This window comes from Bifidobacterium bohemicum DSM 22767 (genome assembly GCF_000741525.1).
GTDB classification, from domain to species: domain Bacteria; phylum Actinomycetota; class Actinomycetes; order Actinomycetales; family Bifidobacteriaceae; genus Bifidobacterium; species Bifidobacterium bohemicum.
Map to the genome: position 1 here is coordinate 183,686 of NZ_JGYP01000005.1, position 17,518 is coordinate 201,203.

General features: G+C 63.3%; 10 protein-coding genes and 1 pseudogene. 7 read left to right on the forward strand and 4 right to left on the reverse strand.

Annotation, left to right across the window (positions count from 1 at the left end; translation table 11 throughout):
- Positions 1 to 9 precede the first annotated feature (9 nt).
- The 7 genes from BBOH_RS07715 to BBOH_RS07745 all read left to right on the forward strand — a co-directional run bounded on the left by BBOH_RS07715 (position 10) and on the right by BBOH_RS07745 (position 15,998).
- Positions 10 to 5,025, forward strand: coding sequence for a PD-(D/E)XK nuclease family protein (locus BBOH_RS07715; RefSeq protein WP_052118138.1), 5,016 nt, complete (start codon positions 10 to 12; stop codon positions 5,023 to 5,025).
- Between the two features lie 17 nt (positions 5,026 to 5,042).
- Positions 5,043 to 9,266 (forward strand): ATP-dependent DNA helicase, encoded by a 4,224-nt coding sequence (locus tag BBOH_RS07720; RefSeq protein ID WP_033520986.1) that lies wholly within the window; start codon positions 5,043 to 5,045, stop codon positions 9,264 to 9,266.
- 243 nt (positions 9,267 to 9,509) lie between these two features.
- Positions 9,510 to 10,202: a GNAT family N-acetyltransferase gene (locus BBOH_RS07725; protein ID WP_052118137.1), complete on the forward strand. Its 693-nt coding sequence runs from the start codon at positions 9,510 to 9,512 to the stop codon at positions 10,200 to 10,202.
- A 326-nt stretch (positions 10,203 to 10,528) separates the two neighbouring features.
- Positions 10,529 to 11,869 carry an MFS transporter gene (locus BBOH_RS07730; protein WP_143242382.1) on the forward strand — a complete coding sequence of 447 codons (1,341 nt, stop codon included), beginning with the start codon at positions 10,529 to 10,531 and terminating at the stop codon, positions 11,867 to 11,869.
- A gap of 112 nt (positions 11,870 to 11,981) precedes the next feature.
- Positions 11,982 to 12,734 carry a 4-hydroxy-tetrahydrodipicolinate reductase gene (gene dapB, locus BBOH_RS07735; RefSeq protein ID WP_033520982.1) on the forward strand — a complete coding sequence of 251 codons (753 nt, stop codon included), beginning with the start codon at positions 11,982 to 11,984 and terminating at the stop codon, positions 12,732 to 12,734.
- Between the two features lie 240 nt (positions 12,735 to 12,974).
- A complete protein-coding gene (dapA, locus tag BBOH_RS07740) occupies positions 12,975 to 13,877 on the forward strand; it encodes a 4-hydroxy-tetrahydrodipicolinate synthase (protein WP_033520902.1) in 903 nt (300 codons plus the stop codon).
- A gap of 57 nt (positions 13,878 to 13,934) precedes the next feature.
- Positions 13,935 to 15,998: a ribonuclease J gene (locus BBOH_RS07745; RefSeq protein ID WP_033520901.1), complete on the forward strand. Its 2,064-nt coding sequence runs from the start codon at positions 13,935 to 13,937 to the stop codon at positions 15,996 to 15,998.
- A gap of 377 nt (positions 15,999 to 16,375) precedes the next feature.
- On the opposite strand, the gene BBOH_RS07750 is transcribed toward BBOH_RS07745, so the two are convergent.
- The 4 genes and pseudogenes from BBOH_RS07750 to BBOH_RS07760 form a co-directional block, all read right to left on the reverse strand.
- Positions 16,376 to 16,645 (reverse strand): hypothetical protein, encoded by a 270-nt coding sequence (locus BBOH_RS07750; protein ID WP_033520899.1) that lies wholly within the window; start codon positions 16,643 to 16,645, stop codon positions 16,376 to 16,378.
- Positions 16,646 to 16,723: 78 nt separating this feature from the next.
- Complete coding sequence (locus BBOH_RS09625) at positions 16,724 to 16,798, reverse strand: hypothetical protein (protein ID WP_420305287.1); 75 nt, start codon at positions 16,796 to 16,798, stop codon at positions 16,724 to 16,726.
- Between the two features lie 32 nt (positions 16,799 to 16,830).
- A pseudogene (locus BBOH_RS07755) lies at positions 16,831 to 17,064 on the reverse strand (BspA family leucine-rich repeat surface protein); the annotation flags it as partial.
- Positions 17,061 to 17,384: a hypothetical protein gene (locus tag BBOH_RS07760; protein WP_033520896.1), complete on the reverse strand. Its 324-nt coding sequence runs from the start codon at positions 17,382 to 17,384 to the stop codon at positions 17,061 to 17,063. The gene BBOH_RS07760 and the pseudogene BBOH_RS07755, both read right to left, overlap by 4 nt.
- Positions 17,385 to 17,518 lie beyond the last annotated feature (134 nt).

Sequence of the window (17,518 nt, forward strand, 5' to 3'; positions counted from 1 at the left end):
GGGGTATGAATGGTGAACGATAACGTGAAAAGGTTACGAGAGGACGATTTGGTGACGGCGGGTGCATCCGCGGCTTCGGACGGGCGAATCGAGGATGACGGTCGGGCCGACGCGGTCCTGCGCAGGGTGGACGAACTTCTTGCCCGTGCCGACGACGGAAGCGGGACCGGCTTCGACGATCGCGGCGCGGCCGACGACCTGCGCCCGTTCCGTGCACTGTTGGTTGCCGGGGTTCCTGCCGGAGGCAAGACGGAGTTCGCGCTGGCGGCCACGCTCAAGGGCATTGGGAGATTCGGCGACGAGGCCGTGGCGATGGCCGTGGGCAATCGCCAGACGGCGGATGCGCTGGGTGACCGTGCGATTCGCGCGGTTGGCGCGGTTTCCGTGGCGCGTCCGGTCACCACGCTGGCGGCCATCGCGTTCCGACTGCTCACTGATTGGCGTCGGTCGCAGGGGGCGCCGTTGCCAAAACTCATCAATGGCGCCGAGCAGGATGCCTTGTTGCGGCGGGTGGTCGAAGTGCACGTACGTCATGCCCGGGCCGGTGAATTGTGCGGCACGTGCGAGCTGATGCGGCGGTACTTCGCTGCGCAGGACTGGGTGGAATCCATCTATAGCGATCCGGCTGACGACACGCTCGCCGCGCAAGGGCGTCCGGAAACCGTCGTGCGCTTGGGGCGGGGCGCGAACGGTGCGTCAGCCTCCGGTGCAGCGGCGCCTGAGGGGAATGCCCGCCAGACCTCTCGCGGAATCGGCTCGAGCGATGTACTGTTTGAGCGTGGTGTCAACGACGCATTTGTGATGCAGTTGCGGGACATGATCGCGCGCATGGACGAGCTGGGGCTTTCGGATGACCGGGAGGGCGAGGTCCTGGAGGCGCTCGGGCCTGCAGAGGGTCGGGACGACCTGGGGCAACGCCTTGCGGTTCAGTGGCGTCTGGCGTTCACCTTGCGTCGGGAATACGTGCAGACGGTGCAGGAGGTTTATCCGGAGCAGTTCCGCATCGATTCCTCGAAACTGCTGGTCGAGGGGGCGGCTGCGGTGAGACGGTTGTCTGCCGACGTGCTGCCCCGCATGGTGGTCGTGGACGATTTTCAGGATCTGACGCTCGCCGGCCTGGCTTTTCTTGAGGAGCTGGCCGGGCGCGGCGTGCTGCTGGTCCTCGTCGGCAACCCCGATGAGGCGGTGCAGACCTTCCGCGGCTCGTACCCCGAATATCTGTTCGACCGTGCTCGCCTTGGGCCGATCGGGGCGGAGCCGGTGAGCATCGGGGAGGATGTGGCCCGTTCGGATCGTCATGCCGATTCGGAACCATCCGTTTCGACCAAGGCCGATGCCCTCCATGCGGTGGATGGTTCCGACGGGTTCGATGCCTCCGAGGGGCGTGAAGCCCCGATCTACCGCGACCTTGTCGCCTCGCGAGTCTCCCTGTCCATAACCAGTGACGAACCTACCGACGTGGCCCTGCCCTCCCGCCCCGGCAAACTGGAATGGTTCAAAGGGGCGCTGCCCATCAAGCCCCTTCCGCACGGCAATGTCCTGCCTGCCGACGGCACGGTGTCTTCGGCGCTTTACCGCAGCTCCCGCGAGCAGTTGGACGATGTCGTCTGGCGCATCAAACAAGAGCACCTGGCAAAAGGCCGGCAATGGAACGACATGGCCCTGATAGCCCACGACAACGATACGGTGCGTGCGTTCGGCGAGCGTCTCCGGCGAGACGGCGTGCCGGTGCGCTACTCCGCGGTCACCGCACCGTTCAAGGACGACCCCAGCGTGCAGGGACTGTTCGCGCTCATCGAGCTTGCGCAGCTCAGGCGCGAGGGTATTCAAGGCACGTCGATGGATGTGGCCGGTGCAGCCCGGTTCGTGCGCTCGCGGGTCCGCACCTTGTTGGAAAGCCCGTTGATGGAGGGTGCCGATGGCGCGTCGGGGCGCGGCGACGCCGAACGGCGTGGTGCGCGGCGTTCGTTACGGTCGATGTCCGTTGTCGGCCCTTCCGCGGCTCCGGCGAGTCTGGCCTCGGTCGAATCCGTGATGCGGGCCGTCGATGAGCTCGACAAGGTCTGCCGTCAGGACAACGCCGGAGCGGTGGGACCTTCGCCCGGTTCGGCGCGGAATGACGTGTCGGTGCCATGCGAGGCGAATGGTCTCAAGGCGTTGCGTCGGCGTTGGGACGGGTTGAGACAACAGTTCGCGAGGCGCGGGGGATCCGGCGGCGTCGTGGTTGATGACAGCCTTCTTGACGGTCCGATGGGTGAGCAGGACGCGGCGCAGGCCTCGGCCGGTTCCGAGGCCGGGGCGGATGTCGCCTTCGGAGTGGACGCGATGTATGTCATGCTTGCATTCGGTGATTCCGCAAGTGATGGTGCGCCAGGAACCACGAACGAATCCGACGGTCCGGTGAATGGAATTGCGGTTCCTGCCGAAGGACGGGCTGCTGATGGCTCCGATGTCGTCAATGGCCCTGATTCAAGGGGAGCCAAAAGCGCGGAGGATGGGCGCAAGGATGTCCGGCCCGATTTGCCTGACGATGATGGCGATTCCTGCGACGTCGTCGCTGACGGCGTCGTGGCCGAGGTCCTGTCCTTGCTCACGGCCGTCGGCGGCGGACGCGACCGGCATATCCGCGCGTTCGTGCGGTTGTGGGATGTGGTCGATCGCGTCGCATCGGGAATGGGTTCCTTGCAGGTTCCGGAGCCGCAATATGTGTTGGGGCTGGCTTGGGACTGCTGTGGCGTCGCGCTTGACTGGCAGCGACAGGCCCTTGTCGCAGACGCGGACGGGCGGGCGGCCAACGACCGGCTCGACGTGATGATGCGACTGTTCTCCTACGCGGCCGGTTCCGGCGCGCGGCAGAGCATGGAGGACTTCATCTCTTCGGTGCGTTCGATGCGCGTGGCGGCGGATTCGTTGGCCAAGGTGGCTCCCATCGACCAGGCCGTGACGCTGACCACCCCTGCGGGCGCGGCGGGTCGCCACTGGCCGCTGGTGTGGATCGTGCAGGTCACCGAGGGCACATGGCCCAATCTGGCGGCACGCAACACGATGTTCGGCGGTGAGGATCTGGCCGACGTCGTGCTGCATGGGGGCCTGCACGTCGAAACCGGCTCCGAGCCGGGGGCGGAACTGATGCGGGTGCTCGGCGCCGAGCAGCGTGGGTTCCTCGTCGCGCTGACTCGCGCGGAGTCGAAGGTTTTCGTTGGATCGGTGCTCAGTGATGCCGACGTGCCTTCGGATTTTCTTTACGTGTATCTTCCGGAGCTGTTCGACCGCGACCGCGATGCCGATCCACCTGCCCGCGAGTACGCCAAAGTGGCCGGGGCAAGCCGTTTCGCAGGTCTCGATACCGACCCACGCGGGCTACTTACGGCCGCACGCGTGGAGCTTGCGCGGCAATCGGCCGAAGGTTTGAACGATGGCGGGTTCGACGCGCAGGACGACGGGGCGGCCGGGCCCCGCCCCGGCAATGATGTGTTGCGTGAAGCGCGGGTGGATGACGCCGTCGAGACGTTGAGCGCGCTCGCCGGCGCGGGTCTTGAGGCGGCGGACCCGCGCAACTGGTCGTTCGTCGACTGGAATGAGCCGGGTGAGGATAATAATATGTCCGCAAACGGGCCTAAGGGCGGCCGGCAGAAAGCGTCGGGTGATGCTTCCCGTGTTGTTGCGGACGGCGTTTCCGATGTCGCTTCCATTGATGGAACTGGTGGCGCCTCCGAAGGCCTTGTCGTACGCCTGTCGCCTTCGCAGGTCGATGCCATCTGGGGCTGCCCCGTCTGTTGGATGCTGGAAAACCAGTTCGCCGGTCCGCGTCCCTCGTCCGCAGCCACCAATTTCGGCTCGCTGATTCACCAAGTGGCCGACGAAGCCTGCAAGGCCGGACTCGATGACCCCGAATATCTCGCGGATTTGCCGGAATCCGAACGTGTCGCGCAGATAACTGATCGCATGATGGGCATCTATCGGGGCATCGCTGGCGACTATTCCATGATCGCCGACCCGGCGGAGCGTTACCGGGCGGAGCGCAAGGACGACGGCGCGCGGCAGGCGCTGCAAAACATCGCCACGTATTTCGTCGTTTCGAACGCCTCTTCGTACCTGAACGGCAACATCGGCTACTTTGAGGTCGGTCGCCTTGTCCGGGCCGAAAGCGAGCAGCCGTTCGCCGGCCTGTTCGGACTTGACGACATCCTGACCGCCTATAATGCGATCGACGGAGTCAATCCCATCGGGCGCCGGGAGCTGGCCGCGATCATGGGTTCGCTGGTCGGCGGCTGGCCCGACGGGATGCAGGAGGATATGCGCGTGCGGCTGACCGGCCGCATCGATCGCGTGGAATGGCGTGACCCCGGGGACGGGACGCGATATATGCGCGTGATCGATTGGAAGACAGGCCGGAGCAGGCACACGGCACGGCAGATGTTCAACGACCTGCAACTGGTCTGTTATCAGCTTGGGTTCGCCTTCCCCCAGCCGCAGACGCAATCGGATTCGCAGGACCGCATCGGTCGGGCCGTCGTGGCGGCCTCCGACGTGTCCGATGCATCCACCTTCCGTCGCGCATCCGGGCCCGTGCCGGATATGCCCGACATCCGCCAAAGCGAGTTGTTCGATGTGGAATTGGACGATGCCCCCGCCAAGGCGCGGAGATCCCCGGAGACGAACTTCCAGCCGCCGCTGTTCCGCGTCGGGGCGCTCAACGCGGAACCGTTCACGCCCCGTTACTATGTAAAAAAGCCCGACGGTCTTTTCGATCTGCCCGATCTGCCTGCCGGGCCGCCGCAGGGTGTCGGCGACCGGGCATGGGCTGACTTCACCGGCTTACGCGGCACGCAGGCGGCGTGGGCGCTGACCATGATCTCGCGTGTTTTCTACGCGGCCGCCGCCTCGCGTTCGAATGTGCTGACGGCGCATCCGCAGTCGGACCATGTGGTTTGGTGCCAAAAACACCATGCTTCGTACGTGGTGTGTCCGGCGTGCGCCGGTCAGGTGGACACCGTTTTCGAGACGAGGAGGGCCGGAAATTGACTGACGAGCTGAAACGCATGGCCGTGTTCGGCGCCCATGATGAGGCGGAAGCCGACGGCGTTCCCGATTCCGGAGCCGCTCCGGTCCGGCTTGACAGTGATGAACAGGCCGCGGTGATCGACGCTCCGACCAATGACGATGTCCTGGTGGTGGCGGGCGCGGGGTCCGGCAAGACATACACTATGACCCGACGCATCGTCACGCTGATCCGCCGGGGCGTGCCCGCCGAGAAGATACTGGGCCTCACCTTCACCAACAAGGCCGCCTCCGAGCTTTCGGGCCGGGTGTCCGCGGCCGTGGCCGATTCCGGGAACGGTTCGCGCAATCCGTTCCTCAAGCCGCAGGTGCTCACCTATGACGCCTTCTTCCAGTCCATCGTGCGCCAATACGGCCTGCTTGTCGGCTTCGACCAGAACACGCAGCCCTTGAGCGAGGCCGGTTCGAGGCAACTGGCCGTAAGCGTGATCGATGAGAACATGGATCTGGTGCGCGGGCAGGGCCTGGGCGACTTCGACACGGTGGTCGACGACGTGCTTGCTCTCGCCGGAGCAATCGGGGGCTCGGTGATCGGCGCCGGCTGCCTGTCCGTCAAGGACGGAATCGAACGTGTGCGTCGCTGGGATGCCGCATTCCTGGAACGTCTCGATGCGCTCATCGGTGACGAACAGATACCGGTCGAAGAGTCGGACATGCCCAAATGTCCCAAGCGTCGTAAAAAGGACAGCGACAAGGTCTTTGAACAACGGCTCGAAGATTATCGGGCCGAGTCCGACAGGGCCGCACACGACGTCGCCTTGTTCCGGAGCGATGCGCTGCGCACCGTGGTTCGGCGGCGCGAGGTGCTTCTTGATCTGGTCGAAGCATATGACGAGCGCAAAAAAAGCCTCGACATGGCCGAATTCAACGACTTCACCATCGCCGCGCACGCGTTGGTGACCCGTTTCCCCTCCATCGGGGAACGCTTCCGGCGGCGTTACACGCACGTCCTGCTTGACGAATACCAGGATACCTCCACCACGCAGGCCGCACTGATCGCCGCCCTGTTCCATCCGAAGGAAGGCAGGGGCAGCGCGGTTACGGCCGTGGGCGACCCCTTCCAGTCCATCTATGCATGGCGCGGCGCCAGCCCCGGGGCATTCCGCATGTTCCAGCGCGATTTCGGTGCGGAGGGCCGTCCGCCGTATGCGTTGCGCACCACCCGACGCAACAGCCGCCTCGTGCTTGAGGCCGCGAACGACCTGACCGAGCCGTTGCGCCGGGCGTCCATGCCGCGTTCCAGTTCGTTGATGACGGAGGTTGACGTGCCCAAGCTCGACGCTCTGCCCGAGGCCAGCGAGGGAACGCTCGGCGTGCTCGGCTTCGACACTCGCGGCCAGGAGATCGATGCCGTGATCCGCTTCGCCAAGGCCGTGATCGCCCGGCACACGCCTTCCGACCCCGACGCCAAGGACTCCCGCCCGCATGTGGCCGTGCTGTTCCGTGGCAAGGCGCAGATGGAACAGTTTGCACAGGGGCTGCGCGATGCCGGCCTGAGCACCGTGGTCGTGGGCTATTCCGCATTGCTGGATCGCCCTGAGATCCGGGACGTGATGGCCGTGTTGCATGTGGCGGCGGATCACACCGATGCCGCCAGCCTCATGCGATTGCTGGCGACGCCGCGTTTCGGGCTGGGTCGTTCGGACCTGGCTGCGTTGGCGGGGCTTGCGAGCCGCCGTAACGACGAATACCGTTATCGTGCATTGGCCGCCGCCGGGGTGGTGTCGCCCGATGCCAAGCCCGACGCCCGTGCGGCACTGGTGGCCAAACACCGTGACCAAGTGCCCAATATGGTCTTTCTGCCGGACCTTGTCGTGGATGGGGAGCTGGACCTTTTGCTCAATGCCCCGGGCACGAAAAGGCGTTTCACGGCCAAGGGGCTTACGGCGATCGAACAGGTCTCGGACGTGTTGCGCCAGGTCAACCGTGTGCTCAACCGACCGTTGTCGCAGATCGTCGCCACCGCCGTCGAGGCTCTTGGCCTCGACATCGACACCGTGGTGGCGCAGGCCTTGAACGACCACACGGGGGCCGCCGGCCTCGACCCGACCCAGGCGCGTTCGCCCATGGAGGCGCTCGCTGACCTCGTCGACACGTTCACGCGCGAGATCGCCCAGGATCAGGCCCCCACATTGCGGGGATTCGTCAGTTGGGTCGATTCGCTCGATACGGTCAACGACACGGCCGCACCGGGGGTGGATGAGCCGGCGGATGTGGTGCTGATGACCGTTCACCAGTCCAAGGGGCTCGAATGGGATGCCGTTGCGATGGTGGGATTGGCCAGATCCCGGTTTCCCAGCAATCAGGGCGACCATCTGGCCATAGAGGAGGATCCGGATCATCCGGGCAAGGTGCGGGAAGACGGTTCGTGGCAACCGCCGCTTTACACCGAGACCGCGCGGACCTGGCTCGACGCCCCGGCCGCGGTGCCGGTTCCGGTGCGTGCCGATGCCGGCATCCTGCCGCGCTTCCCTCACGATCTGGCGCCGGGCGGGGACCCGATCGACGCGTTGGGCGCATTCGATTCGGTCGAGGCCGTGGTGCGTGAAGCCGAAGGTCTTGGGAGCGTGACGACCGGTGTCGCGAACGAATCGACGGACGAGCCGGGTGCGCAAGGCTCGGGCGACGCCTCGCAGTGGCTTGACCAGCGTGCTGAATTCGGCCGCCGTCTGCATGCCGATGAGCGTCGTCTGGCCTATGTGGCCTTGACGCGGGCCCGCTATGAGGCGTTGCTGACCTACAGCCGTTCGACGGACGAGGGACGTATGCCTGATGAGTCAGGCAAAGTCGTCAAAGCCAAGCCGTCGAACTTCTGGCAGGAAGTGGATGACGCCTTGTGCACGCATGTCGGCGTCGTGGCGGCCGATGCGGATCCTGCTCCTCCGGCTGCCGATTCCCGGCAGGAGGGTCCACAGACGCTTGACGCTCTGGGAATGGAGCGTCCCGACGGCTTCTTCGTGGGGGATGACGCCGCCGCGTTCAAGCGGGCCGTGGTCGATTGCGCCTGGACCGAACCCTTGGAGCACAAGGCGCAGTCGGGCCCTCTGCCTTGGCCCGTCAAGCTCAGCTCCGGGTTGGCCAGCCAGTTGGACTGGTCGGCCCGGGTGGCGTCCCAAGGGGCCGAGTCTGTTCGGAAACCTTCGAATCAGAAGTGTCGTACGGCTGCCGATGGCGGGGAACGCGTTCCAAACGGAGTCGGGAGGGAACCTGCGGCGGTGCTTCCTGAGGGGGAATCGCTGCTCGCCCGCACCCGGATGCTCCTTGACGATGAGTATCTGTGCCCGACCGATCCGCTCAACGGTTCTGTCTTGTCCGTCGCTTCCGGTTCCGCCGGTGAACCCGATGCGTCCGACCGTCACCTGCCTGTGGCGGCCCATCGGACGCCCGAAGGCGGGGCGGAAGCGGCTTTTGATGCGGAGATTCGACGTCGCGGTGAGCACGTGCTCGCGGCTCGTCGTCGGAACGTCACTTCGCTGCAGGCCGGCGTTTCCCGGACCGGGGGCGTGCGGGACCGTGCATATTGGCGTGGCATCGTGCGTCCGATTCCGCAGGTGTCGTCCCCTACGGCCGAGGCCGGCACGCGCTTCCATGCCTGGGCCGAGCTTTTCGTCAACGCGTTCGATGATGCCGATATCGTAGGTGCCGAGGAATCGGATTCCGGTCAGTTGACTGCGGGTGACGCTCGCCGGACGAGGGCCGCGCTTGTGGCTGATCTTGCACAAGATTTGTCTGGTGCAGGCGGCGGTTCGGCCTTGCCGTCCAAAGCGGACCACACGATGATTGAATGGTGTCGCCGCCTGGCCGACAGCCGGTGGGCGCGGCGTAGGCCGTATGCGGCCGAAATGCAGATTGTCGTCGCCGTTCCTGAGTTGGGCGATGCGATCGTCAACGGCAAGTTGGACGCCGTGTTCTACGGTGGTCTTGACGAAAACGACAAGACGACACGGTTCACCATCGTCGATTGGAAGACCGGTAAAAAGCCCGTCGGATCTCAGGAAATCAACGAAAAGCTGCTTCAGCTCGACCTGTATCGTCTCCTGTTTTCGCAGATCGCCGGGTGCCCTATGGAGTTCATAGACGCAACACTCTATTACATTGATCGCGCCAATGAGTCGGACCGTGAGATTCATGCCCAACCGAAAAGTCGGGAGGAGATCATCGAGGAGTTCAAAAATGGCATACCCGAAACGTCCGATAACGATTGACGTTCGCTTTCAGCGTTGGTTCGCCGGTTCAAGACTGTTGATGACACCGAGTTTCGACGGTTTGTGAGGCGTGATGATTTGTGCCCCTCGTTCGACGGGTGCTATTGTGGCTTGTTGGTGCCTTTGATTGGCCGGATGGGGACTGTACGTGACCGCGAATGTGGAATGACGTTGTGTCATTTTGGGGATGGGAGTTGGCATGCCAAGCAAGGCATGGACGCGATATGAGCGAAAGTTGGGGATATGATGAAGCATGCATTGGTTCAAAGGCATGAGATGGGAGTGCTCTACGCTCCGATGATCCAGGCTGATTTGGACGATATCGTTCGTCAGTTCGATGTGCAATGGGGGTATGGCAAGGATCATGACATGTCCATGCTTGTTTCCCGACGTTGCGTGTTGCGGTATCTCAAGGCGACCACTTCGGCGACGGTGGCGCGTCTGAATGGCCGGTTCCTCGGTGTCACGTTCATTCGGGTTCCCGGCCAGCCCGTGATTTTCCCGGAGGCTTCCAAGGAACTCGCCGAAGTGGATGAACTGTTGAACTCGACAACCGTCGGCCGAGACGTACTTGCCGAAGCGGTTCGTGATCGTGACATAGAGACCGACATGGAACGTCGCTGTCGCATCGATGAGCAGTCCGATCCGGAACTTGAGCTTTTCCTGGTTTCATCGGATGCGCGCGGCAAAGGTGTCGGCGGGCAGTTGTGGAGTCGCGCCATGGCTTTGTTCCGGCGTTTCGGGGCGCATGAGTTCTTCCTGCATACCGACACCGATTGCGACATGGGCTTCTACGAGGGCCATGGTCTGGAGCGCGTGGCTCAATGGTTGCGCGCCGAGCATCCTGACACTGGCAGTTCGTTTGGTTTCGGAACGGCCGACATGTACATATTCGCGGGCGATCCGGCGAAGGTGATCGATACGGTCAAGCGCTAGGGACGTTTTCGCGATGCACCGTACGTCGCTGTCTTCGGTGCTTCGGGGGATCGGATTCTGTTTGTCGTGGTGATTCGGGTCGCCGTGGATGCGGGTTTCCCGTGTGTTCCGATGGAGGGCATTGGTTCTCGATGAGAATTATGCCGTTGGCTATGTCGGTCTGAGATCGGCGGATAGACTGGTTGCAGATGCCAGGAATCTGCAACCTGTGCCGAAAAGCGCGTTTTGATTCCGGGGGCTCTGTTCACGCGTCGATTGTTGTTGCGTTCAATCGACGCCGAATCGTCGGGGAAGGATTGATGGTGGTGCGCAGGACGGAACGTTCTATGGAAAGCAGGTCTCATCGTTCGCCTTACGCGCGGCTTTTTGCGATACCGGGCGCCAAGGCTTTCTGCGTTTCGGGCGCGGTGGCGCGACTTCCGATTTCCATGATGAGCCTGGGGATCGTCCTCGCGCTGAACCACATGTACGACAACTGGACGATCGCCGGTACGATGAGCGCGGCCTACATCCTCGCCGTTGCCGCCGTCACGCCCTTCTATGCCAGGCTTTTCGATCGGTTCGGGCAGCATAAGGTCGGTTGGGTGGCGTTGACGATGTCCGTGGCGTCGATGCTTGTCTTCGCTTTTGCCGCGTGGGCCCGCGTTTCGATTCCGGTTCTGTTCATACTGGTGATAGTGACGGGATGCACCCAGTTTTCATTCGGGGCTCTCGTCCGCACCCGCTGGGCGTATGCGTTGCGCAAGTCGGAGGATGCCGATCTGCTCGACGCCGCCTACGCTCTGGAGGCCGGCATCGACGAAATGGTCTTCATTCTCGGCCCCATCCTTGCCGCCTTCCTCGCCACCTCGGTCAGTCCCGTCTCCCAGCTGTTCGTGCCGACGTTCGCCTGCGCCATCGGGGGAGCGGCGTTCTTTGCCTTGAAGGACACCCAGCCGCTGGTGATCGAGAACGTGCCGGTTGCCCCTGCGTCGTCGGCCGATCGGGATGTGCGCGCCGCCTCGGACAATCTTGCCGGTGCCGGGGCTGCGGACGGTGACGGGGAAGGGGACGGCCTGAGCCTGCGCCAGTTGCATACCCGCGCGTCAAAGCCAAGAAGTGTTCTGCTGTGTGCGGGTGTCATCCCGCTGCTGGTCGTGTTCGTCGTGTTCAACATGAGCTTCAACGAGTTCGATGTCTCCGTCACGGCGATGATGAAGGCCATCGGGCGTGAACAACTGCTCGGCTTGCAGCTCGCGATGTTCGCCCTCGGTTCGTGCGTGGGCGCATTTATCTTCGGATCCAAGAAGCCGAAGGGCTCGAACTGGCAGCATATGGTCGTCTACCTGATCCTGATGGGCTGCGGGTATGTCTGCTGCAGGCTGGCGATGGACAACCTCATACTGCTCGGCATATTCTCTGTGATCTCCGGACTGTTCTGCTCCCCGCTCTTCGCCACGGGCAACCTCATCATCAAGGACATCGTCCCGGCCGGCCGCCTGACTGAAGGACTTTCCTGGGTGACCACGGCCGGCACGGTCGGCACGTCGTTCGGTTCGTCCTTGGCGGGCATGGTGCTTGACGTCTCCAATCCCCACGTCGGCCTCCTGATGCCAATCGCCACGACCTTTGCGGCCGTGCCTTTGGCCGTCTTGGGCTGGCTGCTCGCCCGGAAGCACGGTGAATAGTCCACACCTTGTCAATTGTGCTGGATCTTCCTGCTCCGATGAGTGTTTTTGCGCTATTGTGTGCTGATGGGCGATGTGGACGAATATCAAAAGTCATGAAAGCGAGGTCATTATGATTCGAGTTTCAGTGGTCGGTGCGCAAGGGCGCATGGGGGCCAGCGTGGTCGAGGCGGTCGAGGCCGCCGACGATATGGAGTTATCGGCCAAGGTCGGCGAACAGGACGATATCGCGTCGATCACACCCGAGAACACCGACGTGGCCGTCGAATTCACCGTGCCTTCGGCAAGCCTGAACAATGTGCTCGCGCTCGTGGCCCAAGGTGTCGACGTGGTGGTGGGAACCACCGGCTGGACCGACGCGAAACTCGCTCAGGTCACGCAGGCGCTCGACAACGGGCCGCGGGCCGGTCAGGCGGTCTTCATCGCGCCGAATTTCGCGATCTCCGCCGTACTGGCCGATTATTTCGCCGCTAAGGCGGCACCGTACTTCACTTCCGCGGAGGTCATCGAGCTTCATCATCCCGACAAGGTGGACGCGCCCTCCGGCACCGCCATCCACACGGCGCAGGCCATAGCTGCCGCCCGTGCAGCGGCGGGCGGGGAGCCCATGCCGGATGGCACGCAAGGCGAAGCCGCGTCCCGAGGGCAGGTGATCGACGGGGTGCATGTGCACGCGGTTCGGCTCCAGGGGCTGAACGCCCACGAGGAGGTCCTTCTTGGCAACACCGGCGAGCAGCTGGTCATCCGTGCCGACAGTTTCGAACGGTCGTCATTCATGCCGGGCGTCCTTCTGGCCGTGCGTACGCTGGCCGGCGGCGGGCATGCCGGCCTGACCGTCGGCCTCGACGCCTTCCTCGACCTCTGATCGTCTCCGAAAACTTCAAGGGTCATCCCGCAGGATGGCGTTGCCGCTTGGCGGTGCTACGGGGGCGGTCATGCCGGTCATGAAGCGATTCTTGCAAATCCGGCCTCATATCCACAGAACGCTTACCGTTCGGTCGAACCTGCCGTTGGAGGCGAGACTGGCCTCATGCCGGAGGTCTTCGACCGATTGCCTCATTGCCCGGTCCTGCCCGCGTCCCACCCGCGAAGTAGCCTTATGACTATGAGTGACTCCTCCATGCACCTTCTCGATCCCGCGCCGTTCGGTCGTGTGCTGCCTGCAATGGTCACCCCCATGCGTCGGGATGGCTCCGTTGATTTCAAGGCGGCGCAGGCCTTGGCCGTACATCTGGTCGAGTCCGGCGCAGACGGACTGGTGGTCAACGGCACCACCGGTGAATCGCCGGTGACGCATATCGAGGAGAAAGTGGAGCTTGTCAAAGCCGTCAAACAGGTCGTCAGCGTGCCTGTCGTCTCCGGAGCCGGTTCCAACGACACGGCCCATACGGTCCGTATGGTCGAGCAGACGCAGGATGCAGGCGCCGACGCAGTACTGGTCGTCGCGCCTTACTACTCCCGGCCTTCGCAGGAGGGCATCTTCCGTCATTATCAGGCTGTGGACGAGTCCGCCGAAAAACCGATCATCATCTATGACGTACCGGGGCGTACCGGGGTTCATCTTGAATTGGAGACGTATCGTAGACTGGCCGGACTGAACCATATCACAGCCGTCAAAGACGCCACAGGAGACATCGCCGGCGCGGTGCGCAAGCGCATGGAGACTGGTCTTACTTGGTATTCCGGCGATGACGGCCTGTTTCTCCCGTTCCTTTCGGTCGGTGCGGTCGGCATTATTTCGGTGGTCGCACATGTGGCCAGTGGTCCGATGATCGAACTCGCGCAGGCGTTTGACCGGGGCGACATCCATCGTGCACAGGAGTTGGCCGTGCGTTTGGCACCACTGGTCACGGCCCTTAACGGCAACGGATACCAGGCCGTCATGGCCAAGGCGGCGTTGCATGAGCGCGGTTGGCTTGAAGAGACGTTCATGCGGTTGCCGAACGTGGGTCCCGGCCCTGCGGAGTTTGAGCGTGCACGCGAAGGCATGCAAGTGGCTCAGGTTTAATTTATCTCGCGTCCGCGATACGAATACGGACGCCAATATCAAAGAAATACAGTAAATATGACAGATCAAGAAGCATCATCTAAAGCCACGGTCCATCGTCGTGGCAGTCAATCGGCAAGAGTCCAGCGGGATCAGGCCGAAACCGGCAAATCCACGCGCAGGCGCGGCAGCTTGAAGCGTTCGGCGGGAGAGGGTCGGACGTCGCGTCACTCCACTCGACGTAAGCCATCCCAGAGCTCCACGGACAGGGCCGAAGGTTCTCAACGCAGAAACAGGGAAGACAGGCGTTCGGGCGGTTCGGGTTCGTCCCGCGCCCGGTCCGGCGGTTCGGGTTCGTCGCGCCCCCGTTCCGGTGCGCCCCGTCGTGATTCCGGTCGTGGCCGTGGCCCGGCCACCGCTCCCCAGCAGGACGCAGTGCTGATCGAGCCGCCGAAGTATCGCAAGGGCTCCATGCGCATCGTGCCGCTTGGTGGCTTGGGTGAAATCGGCCGCAACATGAACGTCATCGAATACAACGGCCATCTGCTGCTGATCGACTGCGGCGTGCTTTTCCCTGATGAGGAGCAGCCCGGCGTCGACCTCATCCTGCCCGACTTCAGCTATATTAAGGACCGACTGGACGACGTCGAGGCGCTCGTGCTGACCCACGGTCACGAGGACCACATCGGCGGCGTGCCATACCTGCTCAAATTACGCCCGGACATCCCGCTCATCGGCTCCAAGCTCACGCTCGCCTTCGTCAAGGCCAAGTGCGAGGAGCATCACCAGAACCCGACCACGGTCGAGGTGACGGGTCGTGACAAGATCAAGGCCGGCCCGTTCAACCTTGAGTTCGTCACCGTGACGCATTCGATTCCGGACGCGTTGGCCGTGTGCGTCAAGACGCCGGCCGGAACGATCATCGACACCGGCGATTTCAAGCTTGACCAGCTGCCCATCGACCATCGCATCACCGATCTGGTCGAGTTCGGCAAGCTGGGCGAGCAGGGCGTGGACCTGTTGATGGTGGATTCCACCAATGCCGAGGTGCCCGGATTCGTCCGTCCCGAAAGCACGATCGGCCCGGAGCTCGAACGCGCCTTCAAGGAGGCCACGCGCAAGATCATCGTCGCATCGTTCTCGAGTCACGTCCATCGCGTGCAGCAGGTCGTGGATGCCGCGCACAAGGTCGGCCGCAAGGTCGTATTCGTGGGCCGATCCATGGTGCGGAACATGTCCATCGCGGCCGATCTCGGCTATCTGCACATCCCCGAAGGCACGGTCATCGACCTCAAGGAGGCCAAGGACGTGCAGGACGACAAGCTCGTCTACATGTGCACCGGTTCGCAGGGCGAGCCGATGGCGGCTCTGGGCCGCATCGCCGACGGCACGCACCGTGACATCACCATCAATGAGTTCGACACCGTCGTGATGGCCAGCTCACTGATCCCCGGCAACGAAAGCGCCGTCTACGGGCTGATCAACAAGCTCATCCAGAAAGGCGCCCGCGTGGTCAACCGCGACAACGCGAAGATCCACGTCTCCGGCCACTCCAACGAGGGCGAGCTGCTCTACTTCTACAACATCGTCAAGCCCAAGTGCGCCATGCCGATCCACGGCGAGAACCGTCACCTTGTCGCCAATGGGCTGATTGCGGTCAAGACCGGCGTCGATCCCAACAACGTGGTTCTCGCGGAGGACGGCGACGTCGTTGATCTCTATCATGGACAGGCCGCGGTGGTGGGTTCCGTGCCGTGCGCGTACGTCTACGTGGACGGCGATTCGATCGGTGAGCTCACCGACGAGGAGCTCGAGAAGCGCAAGATTCTTGGCACCGAGGGCTTCGTCTCCTGCTTCGCGGTGGTCGACACCGACAAGTGCAACGTGGTCACCGAGCCGAAAATCTATCTGAACGCCATGGCGGAGGACGCCAGCGACTTCAATGACGTGCGTGGCCAGATCGTCCGCCAGCTCGAGGACGAGATGCTCCACGGCACCAGAGATACCTACAAGCTGCAACAGCTCATGCGCCGCACGCTTGGCGGATGGGTCTCGCGCAAGCTTCACCGCAAGCCGATGATCGTGCCGGTGGTTGCCGACGTCGCCCACGATGTGGTCGAAGGCCTGCCTCAGGGTCGCTAAGCCGTGCAAAGTCGCCAGACCCAGGTCAGCGCAATCGTAAAGAACCCCCGTCACGTCAAAAACGCGGCCGGGGTTCTCGCGTAGATCTTGTCGAGGCGTGCGAAAGCGCCGGCCTTCATTGATTGCGCGCATATGTTTCATATCCCCGTTAGCGTCGGTTCCGGTCTTTGCGGACCTTGCCGTGATGCTGCACGTTTAATGCGAGCGACCGGCGAGCCGGTCGGCCGGTCGAGGATGACAGACGGTTGATGGGTTGCTTCAATGCCTCGGAAGGTCTCACACCCAGAAGATTTGAACTCATATGAACACGTACGAACCTTGTGCTGCCTGCCGTCAAAATCCTCAGTCTGTGTAATTCGCGAGGGTTGGAGTTCTCCCTAGCCTACGGTAGTGCGTCTGCGTCTGGCTGAGCGGTTGAGGAGCATGCCGCTTGCAAGGGCCAGCCCCGTCGCCGTGGCGATCGCGCCGGTGATGGCGGCGAGGCGTCGCCAAGGCAGTCCGCCGGTGTGCGGCAGGGCGGGGACCGGCTCGTAGAGCGGCGGGAAGGGGTTCGGCTGTCCGTCGAGTATGTAGGTGTCTGCCGGACCGGCTCCCGAGGCTCGAGCGGCAAGAGCCGTGGTGTTGCCGGTCCAGGTGGGGTTCGTCATTCCGCTTCTGTCCGTCCAGGTGCCCGGAGCCGGAGGGACGACGTCGAACGCCCCGCTGATGAGCCTCGTCTTCGGTCCCTAACGCAGCGCGTTGAGGTTCGGCGGCAGCATTTCTGTCATGTCAGTGACGTTGCCGGTGTCCCAACCATGCAAATCGATGGTTTTGAGGTTGGGGAGTTGTAGAACAACCGGATCATGTTGGTGACTTTACTGGTGTTCCGGTTGGACAGGTCGAGGCTGGTGAGCCCGGTGGTGTGGAACATGGCTGGCATGTTCTTGGCGTTGCTGGTGTCCCAGTGGTCGAGGTCGTCGATTCGGGTGAGGTTGGGGCTGTTCCGGAACATGTCAAAAACGTCCTCGGCGTCCTTGGTGTGAGGTTGGTGACGGCGGCTCTGGTGACGCTGGAATTGCCGGTTCACGGGACGCCGGTGGCGTCGTCCGTGCCCCCGTAGTCGGGCACGGTGCCTGTGGTGAGGGTGAGCACGCAGTCGTTGCCTACGGATTCCTCCTTCCAGTGGAGGGGGTCGGTGCCGCCGGTCTCCGGCCACAAGTGTTCGCCGGGCTGTGAACAGGTTATCAGTTGTGGGCTGATTGCAGTGGGCTCGGTGCTTTTGGCGGGTTGTTCCGGCTGAGCTGTGTCGGGTGCCGGGTTTTCGTGGGGTTGCGTTTCACCCGTGTTCGGAGTTGCTCCAGCCTTGTGAGTTTTGTCATGGCGGGGCGGGGATGCGATGAAGGTCACGGAAACGGGCCGAAACCGTGAGTTTGGTAGTAGGGATAGGTTCGAGGAGGGGGAGGCGGTGGTTGGCGGGCCGCGCGCGGTCCGTTGCGTTTTTCCTTCGGCGAGTGCCTGACATGGCCGGCTGGCATAATGGA